At 70.1% G+C, this 20107-nt stretch carries 16 protein-coding genes; 5 read left to right on the forward strand and 11 right to left on the reverse strand.

All coding sequences use genetic code 11. The features are described 5' to 3' along the window. The first annotated feature begins 134 nt into the window (after window positions 1–134). Window positions 135–524 (forward strand): hypothetical protein, encoded by a 390-nt coding sequence (locus VF651_02945; protein ID HEX7964653.1) that lies wholly within the window; start codon window positions 135–137, stop codon window positions 522–524. A 9-nt stretch (window positions 525–533) separates the two neighbouring features. Here VF651_02945 and VF651_02950 read toward each other — a convergent pair whose 3' ends face one another. Next, a complete protein-coding gene (locus VF651_02950) occupies window positions 534–1292 on the reverse strand; it encodes an SDR family oxidoreductase (GenBank protein HEX7964654.1) in 759 nt (252 codons plus the stop codon). Between the two features lie 57 nt (window positions 1293–1349). Here VF651_02950 and VF651_02955 point away from each other — a divergent pair, with 57 nt between their 5' ends. Further along, a complete protein-coding gene (locus VF651_02955) occupies window positions 1350–2018 on the forward strand; it encodes an alpha/beta hydrolase-fold protein (protein ID HEX7964655.1) in 669 nt (222 codons plus the stop codon). A 126-nt stretch (window positions 2019–2144) separates the two neighbouring features. Here VF651_02955 and VF651_02960 read toward each other — a convergent pair whose 3' ends face one another. The 7 genes from VF651_02960 to VF651_02990 all read right to left on the reverse strand — a co-directional run bounded on the left by VF651_02960 (window position 2145) and on the right by VF651_02990 (window position 12877). Then, on the reverse strand, window positions 2145–6026 hold the full coding sequence (locus VF651_02960) for a translocation/assembly module TamB domain-containing protein (protein HEX7964656.1): 3882 nt from the start codon (window positions 6024–6026) through the stop codon (window positions 2145–2147). An 8-nt stretch (window positions 6027–6034) separates the two neighbouring features. Continuing rightward, entirely contained in the window at window positions 6035–7765 is a 1731-nt protein-coding gene (locus VF651_02965; protein HEX7964657.1) for an autotransporter assembly complex family protein, read from the reverse strand. Continuing rightward, window positions 7765–9660 (reverse strand): S9 family peptidase, encoded by a 1896-nt coding sequence (locus VF651_02970; protein ID HEX7964658.1) that lies wholly within the window; start codon window positions 9658–9660, stop codon window positions 7765–7767. Before VF651_02970 ends, VF651_02965 begins: the two co-directional genes overlap by 1 nt. Beyond that, window positions 9657–10424, reverse strand: a complete 768-nt coding sequence (locus tag VF651_02975) for an NRDE family protein (GenBank protein HEX7964659.1) — start codon at window positions 10422–10424, stop codon at window positions 9657–9659. The genes VF651_02970 and VF651_02975 overlap by 4 nt, the downstream gene beginning before the upstream one ends. Window positions 10425–10563: 139 nt before the next feature. Then, the gene (locus VF651_02980; GenBank protein HEX7964660.1) at window positions 10564–11475 is read right to left on the reverse strand and encodes an EamA family transporter; all 912 of its coding nucleotides are present in this window, start codon (window positions 11473–11475) and stop codon (window positions 10564–10566) included. Beyond that, complete coding sequence (gene nudC, locus VF651_02985; protein HEX7964661.1) at window positions 11472–12413, reverse strand: NAD(+) diphosphatase; 942 nt, start codon at window positions 12411–12413, stop codon at window positions 11472–11474. Before nudC ends, VF651_02980 begins: the two co-directional genes overlap by 4 nt. Before the next feature lie 44 nt (window positions 12414–12457). Continuing rightward, a complete protein-coding gene (locus tag VF651_02990) occupies window positions 12458–12877 on the reverse strand; it encodes an HIT domain-containing protein (GenBank protein ID HEX7964662.1) in 420 nt (139 codons plus the stop codon). Between the two features lie 113 nt (window positions 12878–12990). On the opposite strand from VF651_02990, the gene VF651_02995 reads away from it, so the two are divergent. Continuing rightward, entirely contained in the window at window positions 12991–15504 is a 2514-nt protein-coding gene (locus tag VF651_02995; protein HEX7964663.1) for an EAL domain-containing protein, read from the forward strand. A gap of 56 nt (window positions 15505–15560) precedes the next feature. Here the strand turns inward: VF651_02995 and VF651_03000 are convergent, their stop codons facing one another. Further along, window positions 15561–15926 (reverse strand): VOC family protein, encoded by a 366-nt coding sequence (locus tag VF651_03000; GenBank protein ID HEX7964664.1) that lies wholly within the window; start codon window positions 15924–15926, stop codon window positions 15561–15563. Window positions 15927–16071: 145 nt separating this feature from the next. On the opposite strand from VF651_03000, the gene VF651_03005 reads away from it, so the two are divergent. Beyond that, on the forward strand, window positions 16072–16890 hold the full coding sequence (locus VF651_03005) for a helix-turn-helix transcriptional regulator (GenBank protein HEX7964665.1): 819 nt from the start codon (window positions 16072–16074) through the stop codon (window positions 16888–16890). A 4-nt stretch (window positions 16891–16894) separates the two neighbouring features. Here VF651_03005 and VF651_03010 read toward each other — a convergent pair whose 3' ends face one another. Continuing rightward, window positions 16895–18958 carry a GAF domain-containing protein gene (locus VF651_03010; protein ID HEX7964666.1) on the reverse strand — a complete coding sequence of 688 codons (2064 nt, stop codon included), beginning with the start codon at window positions 18956–18958 and terminating at the stop codon, window positions 16895–16897. Between the two features lie 134 nt (window positions 18959–19092). Here VF651_03010 and VF651_03015 point away from each other — a divergent pair, with 134 nt between their 5' ends. Further along, window positions 19093–19326: a GDCCVxC domain-containing (seleno)protein gene (locus tag VF651_03015; protein HEX7964667.1), complete on the forward strand. Its 234-nt coding sequence runs from the start codon at window positions 19093–19095 to the stop codon at window positions 19324–19326. Window positions 19327–19330: 4 nt separating this feature from the next. Here VF651_03015 and VF651_03020 read toward each other — a convergent pair whose 3' ends face one another. Beyond that, window positions 19331–19984 carry an outer membrane beta-barrel protein gene (locus tag VF651_03020; GenBank protein HEX7964668.1) on the reverse strand — a complete coding sequence of 218 codons (654 nt, stop codon included), beginning with the start codon at window positions 19982–19984 and terminating at the stop codon, window positions 19331–19333. Window positions 19985–20107 lie beyond the last annotated feature (123 nt).

A 20107-nucleotide genomic window follows, 5' to 3' on the forward strand; every position in this document is an offset into this window, starting at 1 on the left:
TATCATCGTCCCGAACAAGACCGGGAGGACCCATGGCCACCAGGAAGAAGACCAGCAGGAAGAAGAAGGGCGGCACCGGCACCGGCAGGACCGGGGCAAGGAAGAGGCTCAAGCACAAGAAGAAGACAGCTTAGGTGGACCTCGAGGACCTGAGGAGGGATCACGACGAGTTCACCGGCAAGGCCAGCGACGTCGCGCGGCAGCTGGCCTTCGCCGGCATCGCGCTGGTCTGGATCTTCCGCAGCGGTGAGGGGCGGGAGGCCTCGCTGCCGGCCGCGCTGCTCTTCCCGACCGTGCTGCTGGTGTCCGCGCTGGCGGCGGACCTGCTGCAGTATTTCCTGGGTTCGGTGGTGCTGGGCTTCTACGTCGCCGCCCGGGAGCGGCAGCTGGGGCCTCTCAGCAAGAAGCAGTTCGAGAATCCCGCCTGGCTGCCGTGGACCGCGGACATCCTGTGGTTCGTGAAATGCGGCCTGGTCATCGCCGCCTACGTGGCGATCTTCGTCTACGTCGCGAAGTTGTTCTGAACCGGAAGCTCAGCTGCGCAGATACGAAGCGCCATTTATATCCAGGATGCAGCCGCTGGCGAACATCATGCCGTCGGCGGCGAGGTGCAGGATCGCCTCCGCCACTTCCTCCGGCGACGCCACACGGTTGAAGGGACTCTGCCTGCGGATGCCTTCTCCGACCGGCCCCTCCAGCAACTCCGCCACCATGTCGGTGCTGACGAAGCCCGGCGCCACCACCCCCACGAAGATGTTCCAGGGCGCGAAGGACTGGGCGAGCGACTGGGACAGCTGGTTCAGACCCGCCTTGCTGGCGCCATAGGCCGGCGCCTCCGGTTCGCCGCGGAAGGCGCCGCGGGAGGAGACGTTGACGATGCGTCCTCCCCCCTGCTTCCTCATCACCTCGGCCGCGAGGAAGCACAGGTTCGCCGGCGCCGTGAGGTTCGCGCCCAGGGTGTCGCGCCAGGTGGCCTGCCAATCGGCGTAGGAGAGGCCGGGGATGGGCTTGAGCTGGTAGATGCCGGCGTTGTTCACCAGCACGTCGAGGCAGCCATAGTGGACCGCGACCTCGCGCACCAGTTTCTCGCAGGCGACGGGGTCAGTGAGCTCCGCGGCGAAGGACCGGTGGCCCTGGCCCGGCAGCTTTGCGGCCACGCCGTCGCCCGCGCCGCCCGCCTTGCGCTGGTGCACCGCCACCCGCGCGCCCGCGGCGGCGAAGGCCTGCGCCGCGGCGAGGCCGATGCCGCGCGTGGCACCGGTCACCAGTACCGTCTTGCCCGTGAAGTCCATGCCGGTGCTCCCGTGAAGTCACGGGATGATAACAAAGGAGTTGTTACAATCCTCCGCATGAGCGAGCTGCTTCCCACCGTCGAGGTCCAGACCGGTCCCGCGCCCGTCGCCAGCGTCATCTGGCTGCATGGCCTGGGCGCGGATGGCCACGACTTCGAGCCCATCGTGCCCGAGCTCAGGCTGCCGCCGGAACTGCAGGTGCGCTTCGTGTTCCCCCACGCGCCGGTCAGGCCCGTGACGCTCAACAACGGCTACCCCATGCGCGCCTGGTTCGACATCGTGAAGATCGGCGCCAACCAGCCGCGGGACGTGGCCGGCATGCAGGCCTCGCGCGCCGCGGTGGAGGAGCTCATCGCCCGCGAGAACAGCCGTGGCATCCCCACCGCGCGCATCGTGCTGGCGGGCTTCTCCCAGGGCGGCGCGGTGGCGCTGTTCGCGGGCCTGCAGCATCCGGACAAGCTCGCTGGCATCATGGCGCTCTCCACCTGGCTGCCGGTGACGGAGGGCATCGGCCTGAAGCCCAGCGCCGCGAACCTCGCCACGCCGATCTTCTGGGGCCATGGCATCCAGGACCCGGTGGTGCCGCTCATCCTGGGCGAGCAGACCCGCAATGCGCTCACGCAGCTCGGCTGCGTCATCACCTGGCATTCCTATCCCATGCCTCACAGCGTCAGCATGGAAGAAGTGGCGCATATAGGCGCGTGGCTTCAATCGGTTCTCAGATAGCAGAACCAATGCGGCACAGGGATGTACCGCACGCGAGCCAAGCACGTCCGTGCTTGGCTCGGCGGAGCGAGTCTGCACATGCGCCGGACTCGCGAGATGAAAAATCCAGGGATGGATTTTTCGTCATCAATGCTCAAGGGTATAGATGATGTCGGCGCTGTTGGCGGCGCCGGTCTGCGCCTGGAGGATCCACTTGGTGCTCAGGGTGTAGATGACCCTGAAGAAATAGAACGGGTCGTTGATGCCCTGGCCATAGCTCACGTATAGCCGCGGCGAGAGATACTTGCCCAGCATCCAGGACGGCGTGTAGGTGCCGCCGTTCTGCACGCTCTGGATGCTGAAGTCCGAGGCGATGCTGCCGCCGCCCAGCGGGATGGTGACGTTGATGGCCTGGCTCTGGTTCGCGCTGGCGTTGGAGTTGCTGGACAGGCTGCTGGCCGTGACCACGCCGGGGGTGGAGAGCGCGGAGCCGGTGCCCTCCAGGCCCGGCGTGCCGAACAGGAGATAGTTGGTCATCTGCGCCTGCGGCAGCGGCGGGTCGGAGAACAGCGTCACCAGCGGATCGCGCAGGGTGCCGCGCACGATGACGCCCACCTTCTGCTCCACGCTGCCGAGCTGCACCAGCTCCGGGTGGGTGGCGGCGCGCACCGCGCGGATGTCGAGGGCGGGGTCGGAGATCGGCCCGCCGGTGAACATGAGCCGACCGTATTCGATGGCCAGGCTCTGCTTGATCGCCTTGTACTCGTACCGCCCATCCTCGATGCCGAGTTCGCCGTTGCCGGTGGTGGCGTGGCCCGGTTCGTCGCCCGCCGTCACCGCGCCCGTGACCCGGCCCGAGAGACCGAAACCGTTGACCCGAACGTCGGGGCCCATGATCACCCTCACCTGCGAGCGCAGGTGCCATTTCTCTTCCGGCAGCCCGCCTTCCTCGCCCACGATCACCTGGTCCGCTGACACCTGCGCGCTGCCGGTGAGGTCGCGGGGCCGGATGTCCGCGTGCGGCACGGTGACGCTGCCGTCCACCCGCAGGTTGCGGCCGTCGGCGGCGAAGCCGATGTCCGGCGACAGGTCCAGCTGGGCCTCGGGTATGTCCACGCTGCGGAAGTCCTGGCCGCGCAGCCGCCCCTGCACATGCCAGGTGCCGCTGTCGCGCCGCGCCGAGGCGGTGAGCGCGAGGTCGCCCCCACCGGAGCGGGCGCCGCCCTCGAGCTTGAGCAGGTCGCCGTTGCCGTCGAGCCTTAGCTTGAGGTCGGTCATGTGCAGGCCGATGCGCGCCACCGTCACCTCGCCGCCGCTGAACGTGGCGTTGCCGGCGAACTGCGGGTCGGCCGGCGTGCCGGCCAGTGCCACGTCCAGCGTGAGCCGGCCCTTGGCCTGGCTCACCTGCGGCAGCAGCGCCGGCACCAGCTCGAAGTCATGCATGTCGCCGCGGATGCGTCCGCTCAGGCGCTGCTCCGCGCCGGCGATGCGCACGTCGGCGTTGAGGTCGCCGCCGTCGCTGAGCCGCCAGGCCACGCGTCCGGTGGTGAGGCGGGGGTTCACGTGCAGGTGCGCCTCGCCGCCGGTGTAGTCGAGCAGCGTGATCTCCTTGCCGCCGGCGCTGTTGCTGACGCGGCCCGGCGAGAGCCGCGCGTCCAGGTCGAGGTGGTGGTTCTGGGCGCCGCCGCCCGCCGTGGCCGTCGCATCCAGCGTGCCGGCGTAGGCCAGGCCCGGCGGCAGCAGCGACTGCAGCGAGCCCAGGGGCAGCGCCGTGAGGGAGCCTTGCGCCTTCCAGCGCTGCCTGTCCGCTTCCAGGCTCGCGCAGGCCCGCGCCTTGTCCTGCATGAGGCAGGCGAGCGGCAGCTTCAGCACGTGGGGCGCGAGCGTCAGGGACCAGGGCGTGGCAGCGTGCCACGGCCCTGCGCCCGCCGGCGTCACGTCCACGTGGGCTAGCGTGCCCTGCCAGTTCTTGTCCGCGTAGGCGCCGTCGCCTGCGAGGTGCAATGCGCCGCGGTCCGAGTCCATGTCCACCCGCAGTGTGTGATGGGCCAGGCTGCCGTCGGCGCGGGCGTCGAGCTGGCTGAGCTGGATGCCCGGCATAGCGACGCCGACGCCGCGCAGCAGCGCGCCGCCGCCCGTATCGCCGCTGGCGCGGGTGCTGAAGTGCAGGCCCTCCGCCTGCCAGCGGTGCCAGGCGAAACGGGTGAGGTCGAGGTCCGCCTGCAGCAGCGTGTAGTGGCGGCCCGCGTCCAGCTTGCCCTGGCTGTGCAGCGCGCCGGAAGCATCGGGCCAGGCCTGCGCGAGGTCCGGCGCGTCCACCCGCCAGTTCAGGCGGGTGCCGGCGTTGTCGCCGTCCAGGTGCAGCGCGTCGTCGCCGAGGCGCGCATCGAGCTCGACTTGCTGCCAGTCACCGCCGGTGAACGCCGCGTTGCCGGCGGCGAGCAGCGGGCTGCCGCGCAGCGTGCCCTTGAGGGTCTGCAGCTTGAGCTGCGTGCGGGGCGGCGCGCCTGCCGGCAATTCACCCGCGCCGTCCAGCACTGCCGCGAGCGTGCCGGGCCACTGCCGGGACAGGCGTGAGGTATCCGCCCCGGCCACCTCGGCATGGGCTTGCCAGTGCCGGCTCGCCTGCTGGTAGCGGCCGGAAGCCGTGAGCCGTCCGCCGAGCCAGCGGCCCGTGAGCTTGTCGAGGGTGCCGCCGGCGAGGTCGCCGTGGGCGGCGAGCAGCCAGTGCCCCTGGGGCAGGAGCGGCTTCATCCATGCTTGCTTGAGCTTCGCATCGCCGCGCAGGCCGCTGGCGTCCGCCGTGAGCGTCCAGGCGTGCGTGCCGTTGCGGGCCAGGCGCAGCGCCGCCTGCACCTCGGCCTTCGGCGCGATGGCGCCGTTCAAGTCGGCGCGCCACGCGTCCCGGTCTCCCTCGAGTCTCAACTGGCCCTGAGGCGAGACGATCTCGGGCGCGTCCAGCGGCCAGCCAAGGTCACGCCAGCCGCCGCTGAGCGAAGTGCGCGCATCCGCGGTGAGGCCTAGGCTGCCCTTGAGGTCCACGCGGCCGCCGTTGGCGAAGTCCAGGATCAGCGTGCGCAGGCCCAGCGCCTCGCGCTTCAGCGTCGCGTCGAAGCGTGCGTTGGCGCCGTGCACGAACGGTGCGCCCCGCAGCGTGGCCTCGCCCTTGAGCGCGGTGGCGGCGAGGCCGCCGCGGAAGCCGAGGCGCGTGTCGAGCCCGTAGTCCGGCCAGCCGGCGCGCACCTTGCCGAGCTCGAGGCGCGCGAGCTTGAGCTCGCCGCCCCAGGTGGGCGCCGTGAACGCGTCCTTCAGCGTGCCGGTGAGGCTCGCCGCGTAGGGCGCCGCCAGGGTCTGGCTCAGGGTGAGCGCCCGGTCATCGCCCTTGATCTCGGTGTGGCCGTGCAGCGCCGCCCAGCCGGGCTGGGTGTAATCCCAGTCCAGCGACGCGTCCACGCCGTAGCCGTGGCGCGGGGCGAGCCGGGCGTCGCCCTGCACCGTGAGCTCCGGCCCGCGGGCTTCCAGCTCGTGCACCTGGATCGCGTCGTTGTCCACCCGCGCGCTGAACGCGAGGCTGTCGAGCCGGACCGGCGGCGCCGTGGGGGAGGGCGAGAACGTGATGTCGCTGGCCTCCACCCGGCCGAGCGACAGGCTCACGGGCAGCAGCGGCATCACCGGCGGCTGGAGCGGGAACGTCAGCGGCTTGCCGGGCCCGGCGGAGCGCACCTCCACGCGGACACCTTCCGCCCGCACCGTGCTCAGGGAGACGCGGCGTATGAACAGCGCCACCGGCCGCCACTGCAGCGTGAGCGTGTCGATGTGGGCGTGCAGCGAGCCCGAGGTCCAGTCCACGCCGTGCAGTACCATGACGCGGTCGAGCGCGCCCTCGCTGGATTGTACGTGCAGCGCGCCGTGGGTCCGGGACTCGGCCTGTGACAGCGCCCAGCGCAGCGCGCTGCCGCTGCGCAGCCAGAGGGTGAAGCCGATCAGCGCCACCAGCAGCAGCACCGCGAAGGCCAGCAGCAGGCGCATGAGCCGCTTCACAGGTCAGGCCCGATGCTGATGTGGATGTGGATGCGGTCCAGGTCCGGGCGCTTGATCGGGTGGGCCACGTCGAAGCGGATCATGCCGATGGGCGTACGCCAGCGCAGTCCGGCGCCCACGCCCTTCTGCAGCGACACGGTGAAGCTGTTGGTGGCGTCGCCGGCGTCCACGAACGCGGCCACGCCGAAGATCGGCCCGAACAGGTGGTCGATCTCGACGCTGCCCACCGTGAGGTCCTTGCCGCCCACGTTGTTGCCGTTCGCATCGCGCACGCCGAGGGAGTTGTAGTCGAAGCCGCGCACACTCTGGTCGCCGCCGGCGAAGAAGCGCTGCGAGATCGGCAGCTCGTTGAAGCTCTCCACCGCGGTGCCGGCGACCTCGCCGCGCAGCAGCAGGCTGTCCGCGTCGCTGAGCGGGATCAGCAGCTTGCCCATGAGGTGCAGCTGCGCGAAGCTCGTGTCCGAGAACAGCGAGTCGCTGGCGCCGCGCAGGTCCGCGGACAGGCGGTAGCCGCGGGTGGGCAGGATCAGGTCGTCGCTCTTGCTGCGCGACACGGTGACGCCGGGCAGCAGCAGCCGGCTGCGCGTCACCACGCCCTCCACCTCGCTGCGGTCGTGCTGCAGCTGCAGGTACTGGTTCAGCGACCAGGCGCCCGGCGAGCTGAAGCGGCTCACGCCCAGGATGTCGGTGTAGGCGATCGCGTTGCCCAGCACCTCGCGGCTGTTGCCGTAGCTGTACACAAGACGTTCGCTGGCCGGGTCGCTCAGCGGCACGGTGTAGTTGACGAGGAAGCTGCGCATCACCCGCGAGAACTGGGTCTGCACGCTCAGGGTGTGGCCCCGGCCGTTGAGGCGGCGGTTGGCCCAGCCCAGCGTCAGGCGCGGGCCGGTGTCGGTGCCGTAGCCCGCGCCCACGGTGTACTTGTTGCGCTTGCGCGGCGTCAGCGTCACCCGCACCGGGATGCGCCGGTCGGCGGCCTCGCCGCGCAGCGCCTCCACGTTCACCGAGTTGAAGTAGTCGGCGTCGTTGAGTGCGTACTGCAGCGACAGCAGCGCCTCGTTGTCGAAGGGGTCGCCGGGCTTGAACCTGACGTAGCGCTCCAGGAACGCCGGGTCCATGAAGTCCTGCACGAAGCTCACGGCGCCGAAGAAGTAGCGCGGGCCGGTGTTGAAGCGCAGCGTGATGTCGGCCCAGCGCTCCTGGGGGTTGACCGCCAGGCGAGTCTCGGTGAAGCGCGCGTCGATGTAGCCGCGCCGCGCCGCCAGCTCCTGCAGCGTGCGCTTGCTCTGCTCGTAGGCCTTCTGGTCGAGCGTGTCGCCCGCCTTGTAGGGCAGCGAGGCGAAGAACTGGTCGTACACGTCGTCGAGCTTGCCGGCGCCGGTCAGGATCACCTCCACGTGCCGCACCTTCACCGGCGGCGGCAGCGTCACGCTGTAGTGCGCCGCCCAGCCGTCGCCCACGGGGGTGAGCTTCGACTCCACGCGGGTGCCGTAGTAGCCGAAGGGCTGCAGCGACTGGCGGATCTCGTCCGGCGCCCGCGCGTCCAGCCGCTCGACCATGCTCTCGGTGAGGTTGGGCGCGTCCCGGTAGGACGCGATGCTGAGGTAGGCCATCACGTTCTTGAGCAGCACCCCGTCCACGCCGTCCACCGTCACGTCCACGTGCGGGGCCGCCGCCGCGGCGCGGGCCCAGGCCAGCAGGAAGAGCAGCAGCGCGCCGCGCCGCATCAGCCGGCGAGCTCCAGCGGCGCGAGCGCGTCCGCGGGTGTGAGGCCGAACACCTGCGCGTAGAACGCCAGTTCCGCCTCCAGCACGCGGCGCAGGGTGTCGGCGCGGCGGAAGCCATGGCCCTCCTCGGGGAAAGTGAGGCAGGCGGTGGGCACGCCGTTGCCCTTGAGCGCCAGCACCATGCGCGCGGTCTGGTCCGGCGGCACCACGGTGTCCTTGAGGCCCTGGAAGAACAGCACCGGCACGCGGATGCGTGCCGCCGCATGCAGCGGCGAGCGTTCGCGGTACACCTCGCGCGCCGCCGGCCAGGGGCCGAGCAGCATGTCGCCGTAGCGTGCCTCGAACTTGTGGGTGTCGGTCATGGCGGTCTCGAGTTCGCTGATGCCGTACTGGATGGAGGCGGCGCGGAACGCATCGCGGAACGCCACCGCCGCGAGCGCGGTGAAGCCGCCGGCGCTGGAGCCGCTCACGGCGGCGCGGCAGGGGTCGGCGAGGCCCTTACCGGCAAGGTACGCGAGCGCGCGCACGCAATCCTCGATGTCCTTCACACCCCACTCGCCGGCGAGGCTGCGCCGGTAGGCGCGGCCGTAGCCGGTGCTGCCCCGGTAGTTGAGGTCGAACAGCGCGAAGCCGCGGCTGGTCCAGAACTGCACGCGCGGCTCCAGCGCGGCCCCGTTCATGGAAGTGGGCCCGCCGTGGCAGCGCAGGATGAGGGGCGGCCGCTCGCCCTCGGGGACTGCACATGACCCATGGGCAGGCGGGTAGTACCAACCGTGGGCCGTCTCGCCCCCGGAAGTGGGGAAGCTCACCGCCTCGGCACGGCTTATGTAACCGTCCTGCAGGGCGAATCCCGGGCCGCTCACCTTCGCCAGCGCACCGGGCTCGCCCGCTACCACCGCCGGCGCCGCGTCCCAGGCGCCGCCCACCAGGGCGATACGTCCTTCCGCTGCGTCCAGATGCTCGATGTGGGTATAACGCGCCTCCAGGGGCTGGCGCTTACCGCCGGCTCCGATCCGCACCAGGCTCGAGGCGCCGCGCTCGACCCGCACCGCGGCGACCCCGCCTCCGGCGAGGAAGCCGTAGCTCGACATGCCGAAGTTCCACTGGGCGTAGCCGTAGTCCGCCGCGTCCGGGCAGAGCGCCTCGGCCTTGCCGCCGGCGTATCTATAGAGGTTCCACCAGCCGGTCCTGTCCGACACGAAGTGCAGCAGGCCCTCCGGCGACCAGCGGGGCTGGAAGATGGACTCCTCCGGGCCGCCGGCGATGCGGCGCGCGTCCCGCAGCGAACCATCGGCGGCGATCCTGGCGAGCCAGAGCTCGCAGCCGTCCCAGGGCATCTGCGGGTCGTCCCAGGCGAGCCAGGCGAGTTGCCCGCCATCCGGCGAGAGCGCCGGCGAGCTGAAGAAGTCGCGGCCCTGGGCGAGCGGCGTGAGGGCACCGTCTTCGAGCGACACCGCCACCAGCGCATCCTCCGGCCGCGCGCCGTCCGTGTCCTCGCACACGCAGAGGAGCCGCCCGCGTGGTGCATCCCATGACAGATCCGCGTAGCGGCGCGGGCCCGGCTCGGTGATGCGCCGCGGCGCGGCATCTTCCAGCTTATAGATGCATTGGTCCGCGTCGTTGCAGAAGAACACGCCACCGGCGGTGACGGAATAGGCGCCGCCGCCATACTCATGGGCGCGGCTGCGCACGCTGAAGGGGCGCGGCGTGAGGTCATGGTTCGCGCCGCCTGCGTGGTGCACCAGCACCACCCGCCCGCCTTCCTCGGGCCGGCCTTCCAGCCAGTAGGTGCCGTCGGCGGCCGCGCGGGGCTGCATCAGGCGCCGCTGCGCCCCGGCCGCCATCTCCACCGACAGGGGCGAGGGCCAGCTGCCGCAGGCCGCGGCGCGCTTCATGGCTCCGCCGCGAGCTGGAAGCGGCGGGTCTCGAGGCTCTCGCCGGCGGCGTCGAAGCGCCGCTCCGCGAACTGGATGCCGCCGTCCCGGTGCAGCAGCAGCAGCGTGGAGCAGCGGGTGCCGTAGTCGGGATCCACCATGAACGCCGCGGAGGCGAGCCGCTCCCGCTCCAGGCCGATGCCCGTATCCGGCAGCGCGTCGTCCGCCGCCGGCCTGCGGTCCGCCAGCAGGCGGAACAATGCCTCGCTGGTGACGGCGCCGGTCTCGAGCAAGAGCTTCATGCGCGTGGCCGCGGAACGCACCTTGGGCCAGGGCGTGTCCAGGAGGTGGTTGCTGAGGCCATGGATGCCGGGCTCCACCTCAGCGGGGACGCCGCCGCGGTTCGAGTAGTAGTGCAGCGACTCACGGTCGCCGCAGAGGAGGCCGAACGCGCCGTACTCGCCGGCGCGCTGCTCCACCTCATGCAGATAGCCGGCGGCGGAGAGGTCCCCGGTGAGGAAGCCCGTGGTGAGCTCACCACGGGAGCGCGGCGCCTTCGGCGGATGGAGGCCGTCGCGGTAGTTGGTGATCACGGCATAGCGTCCGCCGGCGGTCACTCCAAGCCACGTACCGCCCGCTTCCAGGTCGCGTCCGGCCAGGAGTTGCGGCGCCTCGGGCCAGAATGCCGCTGGCGCGGCGGCGCGCGCGTGACGCTCGTCCCGGTTGCCAGCGAGGATCAGGCTGTAGTCGGGATGCGCGCGCAGAGCGAATACGAGCAGGCACATATCACATTATATGGCTGTGAAAGCGCCCCAAAGCTACTGCGCTTGGCATAGCTTCGTTGCGGTCCGGCTCGCGCTCCTCACGTACCTTAAGAGTACGCTCCGGGCGCTCGCCTCCCGCGCCTCACTCTGCCTTCGCTCGCTACGCTTTGGGGCTCGTATATCTTTTCCGCGCGGCCAAGGGCAGGAGCGCGAGACCGGCGAAGATCAGCAGCATGCCAGCCAGTTCCTCTACAGGCGGCCGTTCGCCCAACTGCAGCCAGCCGCTCATGACCCCCACCACGGGTACGATCAGCGAGGAAAGGCCGCTGATGGTGGCCGGGAGCCGGCCCACGATGAACAGCCACAGGAGCCAGGCCAGGGCGGTGGCGAACACCACGTTGTAGAGCAGTACCACCGTGAACACCGGCGTCCAGTCGGTGGCACGCCCCGGCACCAGCCAGGCCAGCAGCGCCAATGGCAGCGAACCCAGCACCATCTGCCAGCCCGTGAGGGACAGGAGCTCCCAGCGGTCCTTGACAGGGATCCGCTTCACCACCAGCACCGACAGCGCCCAGGCGATGCCGCCGCCGATGGCGAGCGCGCTGCTGCCGAGGTCGGCGCCGTGGCGCCAGGGGGCGAAGATCAGGGTGAGGCCGAGGAAGGCCAGCAGCACCGCCAGCCACTGCAGGCCCTTCAGGCGCTCGCCCAGGAAGAACGGGGCGAACAGCAGCAGCCAGAACGGCATGGTGAACACCAGCACCGCGCTCTTGCCGGCGCCGCCGTGCACCAGCGCCCAGGTGGTGCAGCCGGTGAATATGCTGGTCTGCAGGAGGCCGAGCAAGAGCACGCGCCGGGGATGCGGCGGCATGAGGCGCTGGCGCGCGAGCGGCAGCACCGCGAGCAGCAACAGGCCGCCGCCCAGGCAGCGTTGCGCGCCGAAGGTGAAGGGCGCCACGTAGTCCAGCGCGACCTTCACCGCCACCCAGTTGTAGCCCCACACCAGGGCCAGGAAGCCGAACGCGGCGAGCGCGGCGCCGTCCAGCCTCGCCTCGGTGTGCAGCTCAGCGTTCAACGCTGCGCCGCCCGGTTCGGGTCCGCGTGCCTCAGCTCCGCGAAGGAGCGGCCCGCTTCCTCCTCGAACCAGGCCTTTATCAACCTGTAGGAGATGGACCGGCTCGGCGGCATCATCAGTCCCTGGTCCACCGACGCCGCGATCTCATCGCGCGAAAACCAGGCGGCGTGCTCCAGCTCGCCGTCGTTGCAGCGGATCGCGCTGCTCGCGGCCTCGGCGCGGAAGCCCAGCATGAGCGAACCCGGATACGGCCAGGGCTGTGAAGATTGGTAACGGATGCTGCTTACCTCGATGTTGGTCTCTTCGCGCACTTCCCGCGCCACCGCCGCCTCCAGCGTCTCGCCGTGTTCCACGAAGCCGGCGATGGTGGAGTAGCGGCCCTTGGGCCAGGAAGCCTGCCGCCCCAGCAGGCAGCGCGTGCCGTCCGTCACCAGCACGATGATGGCGGGATCGATGCGCGGGAAGAACGCGGCGCCGCAGGCGGGGCAGGCGCGCTCATGGCCGGCGCGGCGGCTCTCGGTGGGCGCGCCGCAGCGGCCGCAGTGCCGGTGCATGCGGTGCCAGTGCACCATGGCGCGGGCGTAGCCGAGCAGCGCCAGCTCGTCCGCGGGCAGGAGCGCGCTCACCCCGCGCAGGTCGTCGTGCCGCGCCTCAGGCAGCTCCGCGCCTTCCTCGAGGCCGAGCGCGAAGCAGGGACGGCCGTCGAGTTCGCCCAGCAGCACGCGGCAGAACGCCGCTTGCACGAGAGGCCGCGCGATGGAGGCATCCAGCAGCAGCGCGCGCGGCGCATCGCCCGCCCAAGTGTAGGAGCTTAGGTTCCCGCGCACCGGCACGTAGCGCGTCCCGGCGTCCGCCAGCGCCGCCGCGAGCCAGGCGGCGTCGCGGCGCCGCGCGTCCAGGCGCTCGGCGTCGAAATGGAACGGGATGATGTCGTGCATGGTCCGGGGCAGGGGCGAGGGGCGCCCATTATCGCACGCCGTGTTCAGGCTTCCTTCAGCGCATCGCCCAGCAGCGAGCGCATCAGCGCCGCGAGTTTCTCGGCCTCGGCCGCGTAGTAGCGCTTGGCCGGGAGCTTGCCCCACACCGGCTGGGGCCAAGCCGGGTCGTGGCGGTAGCGCACGATGTGGTGCACGTGCAGCTGCGGCACTTGGTTGCCGAGCGCGGCGAGGTTGAGCTTGTCCGGCGCGAAGCCGCGCATCAGTGCGCGCGCGAGCAGCGCCGACTCGTCCCAAAGCTGCGCGCGCTCCTCGTCGCCGAGCTCGTGCACCTCGCGCAGGCCTTCGCGCTGCGGCACCAGGATGAACCAGGGGTAGTTCGCGTCGTCCATCAGCAAGAGGCGGCAGAGGCCGAGCGAGCCCAGGTCCCGGCAGTCCTTGGCGAGTTGCGGATGGAGTTCGAACATCGGGCACCGATATGTTGAATGGCGTGGGACTTCGGACCCGGGGTCCCGGAGCGGCATGTTAAGCTGTTTTACATTATCCCTTGAATCGCCGGTCCCGGGGTACGCGACGCGTCATGAGCGCTTCCAGCAAGGCCCTGCGTTATGCTGCGCTCGCCGTCCTGCTCACCGGCGTGTATTTCCTGTGCAACTACCTGCCGCTCTACCTCAAGCTCACCCATAACGGGCTCGCCCCGCTGTGGCCCGCCACCGGCCTCAGCATCGCGCTCCTGTGGATCTGGGGCTACCGCTGGTGGCCGGTGATCGTGGTGGGCGAGGTGCTGAGCGCGCACCTGCTCGGCCGCAGCTGGGCCATGAGCGGTATGAGCGGGACGGCGCAGCTCGGCGAAGCTGTGCTCGCTGCCTGGCTGCTGGACGGCGTGGGCGTGCAGCCCACGTTCGCCCGCACCCGCGACGTGCTGCTGTTCGGCGTCGCCGGCTGCGTGCTGCCGGCGGTGCTCGGCGGCGCCATCGGCACCGCGGGCCTGTACCTCGATGGGCTGGTGACGGCGCCGGCGCTGGCGTCCTCGTGGGGCGGCTGGTGGCTGGGGGACGCCATGGGCGCGCTGATCTTCACGCCGCTCATCGCCCAGTGGCGGCGCTGGCCGTTCAAGGAGCCGGCGGCCGGGCTGGAGTGGCTGTTCTCGATGCTGGTGCTGTTCCTCTGCGCCGCCGCCATCGCGCGCATGCCCGTGTCGCTGGAGTCGAGCCTATTCTTCCTCCTGCTGCCGCTCATCGTGCTGATCTCGGCGCGCAGCGGCGGCGCCGGCGCCAGCAGCAGCGCCGCGCTGCTCGCGTTGTTCGTGCTCGCCTTCGACCTGCAGGGACTGCAGGACCCGTTCATGGCGGCGGTGCGCGTCGCGTTCGTCGGCGCCAGCGCCTTCACCGGCCACCTGGTGGCGACCGCGTTCGCGGAACGGCGCGCCGCGGACGCGGCCCTCTCCGCCGAGCAGGACCGCGCGCTGGTGATGCTGCAGGCGATCGGCGAGGGCGTCATCACCACCCACGCCAACGGCAAGGTCTACTTCATCAACGCGGTGGCGGAGAAGCTCACCGGCTGGCGCGCCGCGGACGCCGTCGGCCGCGCCATCGAGGACGTGTTCCCGCTCTCGCTCGCGAGCGGCGCCACCGAGGAACACACCGTGCGCCACGCGCTGGTGCAGGGCTCCGTGTCCGAGATCCTCACCCGCCGCCTGTTGCGCGACCGGGTCGGCGTGCTGCGTCCCGTGGAGGGTGCCATCACCCTGGCGCGCGGCCGCGACGGCCAGGTCATCGGCGGCGTGGTGGTGTTCCGCGACGTGTCCGAGGCCGAGCACCTGCGCGAGCGGCTGGTGCACGAGGCCACCCACGACGCGCTCACGGGCCTGCGCAACCGCGCCGCCTTCGACAAGGAGCTGCGCGAGCTCACCGGCGGCAAGGACCGCCGGCAGAAGCACGCGCTGCTGTATCTGGATCTCGACCAGTTCAAGCTCATCAATGACACCCGCGGCCACGAGGTGGGGGACCGGCTCCTGATCGAGCTCACCAAGCGCCTGCGCGCGCTGGTGCACCGTCCGGACGTGATCGCGCGCCTGGGCGGCGACGAGTTCGGCGTGCTGGTGCTGGACGCGCACGAGAAGACGGTGCAGCTCCTGGCGGAGGAGCTGAGGCGCACGGTGCTCGACTACCGCTTCAAGGAGCGCGACCTCGTGTTCAGCGTCGGCGTCAGCGTCGGCGTCACGTTCTTCTCGCCGGGCGAGCGCGCGCCGGACGTGCTGAGCCGGGCCGACATCGCCTGCTACATCGCCAAGGGCGCGGGGCGTAACGCCATCCACGTCTACCGCAGCGACGACCGCAGCATGATGCAGCACCACTCCGAGATGGCTCGCGTCTCGCAGCTCGAGACCGCCATGGACGAGGGCCGCTTCCGCCTGTTCGGCCAGCGCATCCTGAGGCTAGACGACGCCGCCCGCGACGGCCAGTTCTACGAGGTGCTGCTGCGCCTGTATGAGGATGGCCAGGTGGTGCCGCCGGCGGCGTTCCTGCCCACCGCCGCGCGCTTCGGCCTCGCCACCCGCATCGACCACTGGGTGGTGGACCAGAGCTTCCGTTTCCTGGCCGACAAGCGCGGCCGGGGCATCCGCCTCAGCATCAACCTCGACCCGCGCACGCTCGACAGTCCCGACTTCCCGCGCCACGTGCAGGAGCAGCGCGCGCGCCACGGTGTGCAGCCGGCGGACGTGTGCTTCGAGGTCACCGAGAACGTGGCGCTGGAGAACCTCACCCGCGCGGTCGAGACCATGCACCAGCTCAGCCGCGACGGCTTCCGCTTCGCGCTCGACGACTTCGGCAGCGGCGTGGCGAGCTTCGGCTACCTGCAGCAGCTGCCGGTGCAGTACGTGAAGATAGACGGCCGCTTCGTGCAGAAGTTCGGCGAGGACCCGGTCAACCCGCTGGTGGTGCGCACGCTCTCGGAGCTCGCCCGCATGCGCGGCATCCAGTGCATCGCCGAGTGCGTGGAGAACGCCGCTACCAAGCAGGAACTGAGCAAGCTGGGCGTGGATTTCGGGCAAGGATTTTTCCTGCACAAACCCGAACCGCTTCCTGCATAAGTTCGCAATCCCGCATATAAAGCGTCGCAATGAAGCCCCGCCGAGCGCAGCAGCTTTTATGCGGGATTGTGGCAGACCGCCTCGATGTTGTTCCCATCCGGGTCCGTCACGAACGCCGCGTAGTAGGTCGGCGAGTAGTTCTCCCTGAGGCCCGGCTTGCCGTTGTCTTTGCCGCCGGCACCCATCGCAGCCTTGTAGAAGGCATCCACTGCCTTGCGGTCCTTGGTGCGGAACGCGAGATGCGCGATGGGCTTGGGCGCGGGACCCTGGCCGGCCCAGATGGTGGAACCGCCGTCTTGTCCGATGCCGAAGCCGCCTTCGTACTCTGACACCAGCTTGTAGCCCAAGGGGGCGAGGGCCTTGGCATAGAAGGCCTTGGCCTTGTCAGCATCCGTGACGCTGAGGGAGATGTGGTCCAGCATGGTCGTCTCCTGAAGTGAGTGGGGTGGATGCCATTAGGCCTCTGCATCGCGCACGCCGCTATCAATAACCTGCATGTTTTCAGGTGCTTGGAGGCTGCAGGAATCTGACAGTCCGACCTCCCAGGCGGGGGTCTAAAATGGCCGCATGTCGCGCGAATACACCCAGCTCTATTCCAGCCCGCTGGTCACGGTGGGCGACGTGCTGTGCTCGGAAGGCTGCGGCGATGGTCGCCACGAGGAGAGCTGCCCGGTGGCGAGCCTCGCCTTCGTGCGCAGCGGCACCTTCGTGCGGCGCGACCGCATGGGCAGGCACGTGGCGGACGCCACCCGCGTGGTGTTCTTCGACCCTGCCGAGCCTTACATGGTGGACCATCCGCTGCCGGGTGGCGACCGCTGCACCACCGTTTCCTTCGACCCCAAGACCCTGCGCGAGGCGCTCAAGCCCCGGCGCGGCGAGCCGGAGCGGGCCTTCGACCGGACCACGCTCGCCGGCAGCAGCGAGATCCACCTGCTGCACCGCGAGCTCCTGCTCGCCACCAAGCTCGGCGACGGGATCATGGTGGAGGAGACAGCGCTCGCGTTGCTGCAGCTCTGCGTGCAGGGCGAGGAGAGCGCACCGCGCTTGCGGGGCGCCGCGGCGAACCGCGCCGCCGAGCTCGCGGGCCAGGCCCAGGTGCTCATCGCCGAGTCATTCACGGGGAAGGTGACGCTCGAATCCCTGGCGGAGCAGCTCGACGTATCGCCGTTCCGCCTGTGCCGCGCGTTCCGCCAGGCCACCGGCGGCAGCCTGCACCAGCACCTCACCCGCCTGCGCCTCGTCACCGCCCTGGAGAAGCTGTCGCAGTACCGGGAGCGGATCACGGATCTCGCGCTGGACCTCGGGTTCAGCAGCCACAGCCACTTCACCCATGCCTTCCGCGGCTACTTCGGCCGCGCGCCCTCCGCGTACCTGGAACGGACCTGAGGGCTCAGCCCCCGGCCGGCCCGTCGTGGCTCATGATGCGGTTGCGTCCGGCCTTCTTGGCGGCATAGAGCGCCGCGTCCGCCGCCGCCACCAGTTCTGAAGCAGGCACGCCGCGGCTCGCCACCAGCGAGGCGGTGCCGATGCTGAGCGTCACGTACTCCGACACCTGCGAGCTGCCGTGGGCGAGGCGCAGCGCCTCCACCCGCGTGCGCAGAGACTCGGCGTAGCCGCGCGCCTGCTCCGGGTCCAGGTCCGGCAGCACCAGCGCGAACTCCTCGCCCCCGTAGCGCGCCACGAAGTCGGCGGGCCGCATCAGCCCATCCGCCAGCGCCTGGGCCACCAGCTTCAGGCACTCGTCGCCGCGCAGGTGGCCGTGGCTGTCGTTGAGCGCCTTGAAGTGGTCGAGGTCGGCCAGCATCAGCGTCAGCGGCCGGCCGGTGCGGGTGGCCCAGCGCCACTCGTGCGCCAGCACCTCGTCCAGGCGGCGCCGGTTCGGCACGCCGGTGAGCGCGTCGTAGGAGGAGATGCGGTGCAGCTCCAGGTTGGCGCGCTTGAGCTTGTCGTTCGCGTCGGCGAGCTCGCGGTTCACCAGCGCCACGTGGATCGCCCCCGCCACCTGGTCCGCCACCGCGCGGCACAGGCTCTGCACCTGCGGCGTGAAGCTGTCGCGGGCGGTGCTCTCCAGGTTCAGCACGCCCAGGGTGCGCTCGTGGTAGCGGATCGGCACCACGTACTCTGAACGCACGTCCGGATGGCCCACCACGTAGTCCGGATCGCCGGCGTCGGCATACACCAGCTGCGGCTCGCCGGTGCGCGCGCAGCGGCCGCACACGCCGACGCTGGTGCGCCACTCGTCGCCGCCGGGGATGCGCAGCTGCATCTCGCCGGACATGGTCTCGATGATGAAGCGCGCGCCGCTGTCGTCCAGTACCAGGATGCTGGCGACCGCGACCCCGAGCTCCACCGCCAGGTAGTCGGTGACCTTGCGCAGCAGCGCGTGCAGGTCGTCGCCCTGGGTCGCGAGCCGCGACAGCCGGTTCAGCGTCTCCATCACCCGCGTGTGCTCGCGTAGCGCGGCGTTGAGGCGTGCGCCCTCGATGGCGCCGGCGATCTGCTCGGCGATGCTGGTGAACACCTGGCGTGCGTGCGGAGTGAAGCCCTGCGGGTTCGCGCTCTCCAGGTTCAATACCCCCAGCACCCGGCCGCGGTAGCGGATCGGGACCACGAACTCGGCGCGCATGCCCGGCAGGCGCGACACGTAGTCGGACTCGGCCGCCACGTCCTCGATGTAGATGGCCTCTCCGGTGCGCACGCAACGCCCCGAGATGCCGGTGTCCACGCTCCACTCGCCGGCCGGCGCCACCCGTGGTGCGTTCTGGGCGAACACCTCCAGCACGAAGTTCCTGCCCGCGTCGTCCAGCAGCATGATGCTGGGCATGCACAGCGGGAAATGCGCGTTGATGTAGTCGGCGATCTGCTGCAGTAGCTCCGCTGGGCTGAGCGGCTCGAGCGCGATGCGCGAGACCTCGCTCATCACCTCGTTCAGCACCGCGTGTTCCATCAGCGTCTCGTACACGCGCGCGGCGTCTATCGGCCCCGCCACCTGCTCGGCGACGGTCTCCAGGATCGGCAGCTGGTCGCAGAACGCGCCCTGTCGCGTGCTCTCCACGTTCAACACCGCGATCACCTCGCCGCGGTGGCGCACCGGCACGCACAGCTGGGCGCGCACGCCGGGCGTGGTCTCTATGTAATGGGGGACCTGTGTCACGTCGTCGTAGAGCGCGGGCTTGCCGCTCGCGGCGACCTCACCCACCACGCCGAGGCCCAGCGGGCGGGTGAAGCCGGGAGTGATGCCGGTGGGGACGTCCGAGCGCACCGCCTCGCACACGAAACGCTGGCGCTCCTTGCCGACGCTGGCGAAGGCGATGAAGTCCCAGCCGAAGTGCCGGTACAGGGCCTCGGTCACGCGGGCCAGCATCGGGCGCAGCTCGAGGTCGCCGCTCGCGATGCGAGCGATCTCGTTCAGCGCCTTCAGGTGGCGTTCCGCGGAGTTCCCCGTCTCGGACATGCTCGATCGCCGCTATGGCCGGCGCCGCCTTCCCTGGGCCCGCCGCCGTGGTTGTCTCATCCGCCGTCCCGGCAAATGTCCAATCCTGATGTTAAACCCGACACGCTCGCGCGTCTTGGCATAGGATGTTCCCCATGCCGCGCCTGATCCTCGTCTCGACCCTCATCTGCCCCGCCTGTGGATACGCGGAGATGGGGACCATGCCAACCGATGCCTGCCAGTACCTCTACGAGTGCTCCGCCTGCCGCGCGCTGCACAGACCCAAGGCCGGCGACTGCTGCGTGTACTGCTCCTACGGCTCGGTGCCCTGTCCACCGAAGCAGAGCCTCGGCCGCGACACGGGCGGCAAGCCCGCCTGGTGCCGCTAGTTCGTCAGAAATCCCAACGAGCCGAGGCAAGCCACTCGCGCGAGCCATTCTGATTGCCGTGCCTGTATTCGAGCCCTGCGCTGAACGGGCCGGCGGAGTGGTAACGCGCCGCCAGCGATATGACGTTCTCGCGCGCGTCCTGGCGCATATATATAACCCCAGAAGGTGCACGTTTGAACTCTAGAGCGGAATTGTCGTGCTCCAGGGCGGCATCCACCTCCAGCGCATCAGCCACTTCAGCCCGGACACCGACGGCCAACCATGGCGTGTGGTCGGACTGGGTCACCGAAATGCCTGGTCTCTCATACTTGGTGGAGTTGGCGCCGTAGCCTAATAGGCTGACGAGTTCGACTCGCTCTCCCAACGGCAGCCGATAACCGACGCCCAAGCGGTAGTCATCCAGGGTCAGCTCGGGCTGGAATGGCGGGATCACTATGCCGATCGTCTGCTCGAAGCGGTTGTGCTGATATGAGCCTTCCACGAGGAACCCACCGCCGATGTCCCAGTCGCCACCCAATCGATATCCGTCGCCACCGCTGAAACCGTAGTCATTGCTCTGCTTGGAATAGGCCAGGTCGAGATAGTCATAACCGAGGTTTCCCGCCGAAGCGGCGAAGCTCATCCCCCACAGCAGAAGTCCGCATACCCACATTCTCATTCAGATTTTCCCATCGGTAGTTATTGTGCGCCCAGCAGCGGCGCTAGCGCCTTCTCAAGGCTCTCTTTCGTCACCGGCGTGCCGCCTAGATGACTGCGACACGCGGCAAGCCCGCCTGGTGCC

The organism is Gammaproteobacteria bacterium, assembly GCA_036383255.1.
Lineage (GTDB): Bacteria > Pseudomonadota > Gammaproteobacteria > Natronospirales > REEB76 > DASUBN01.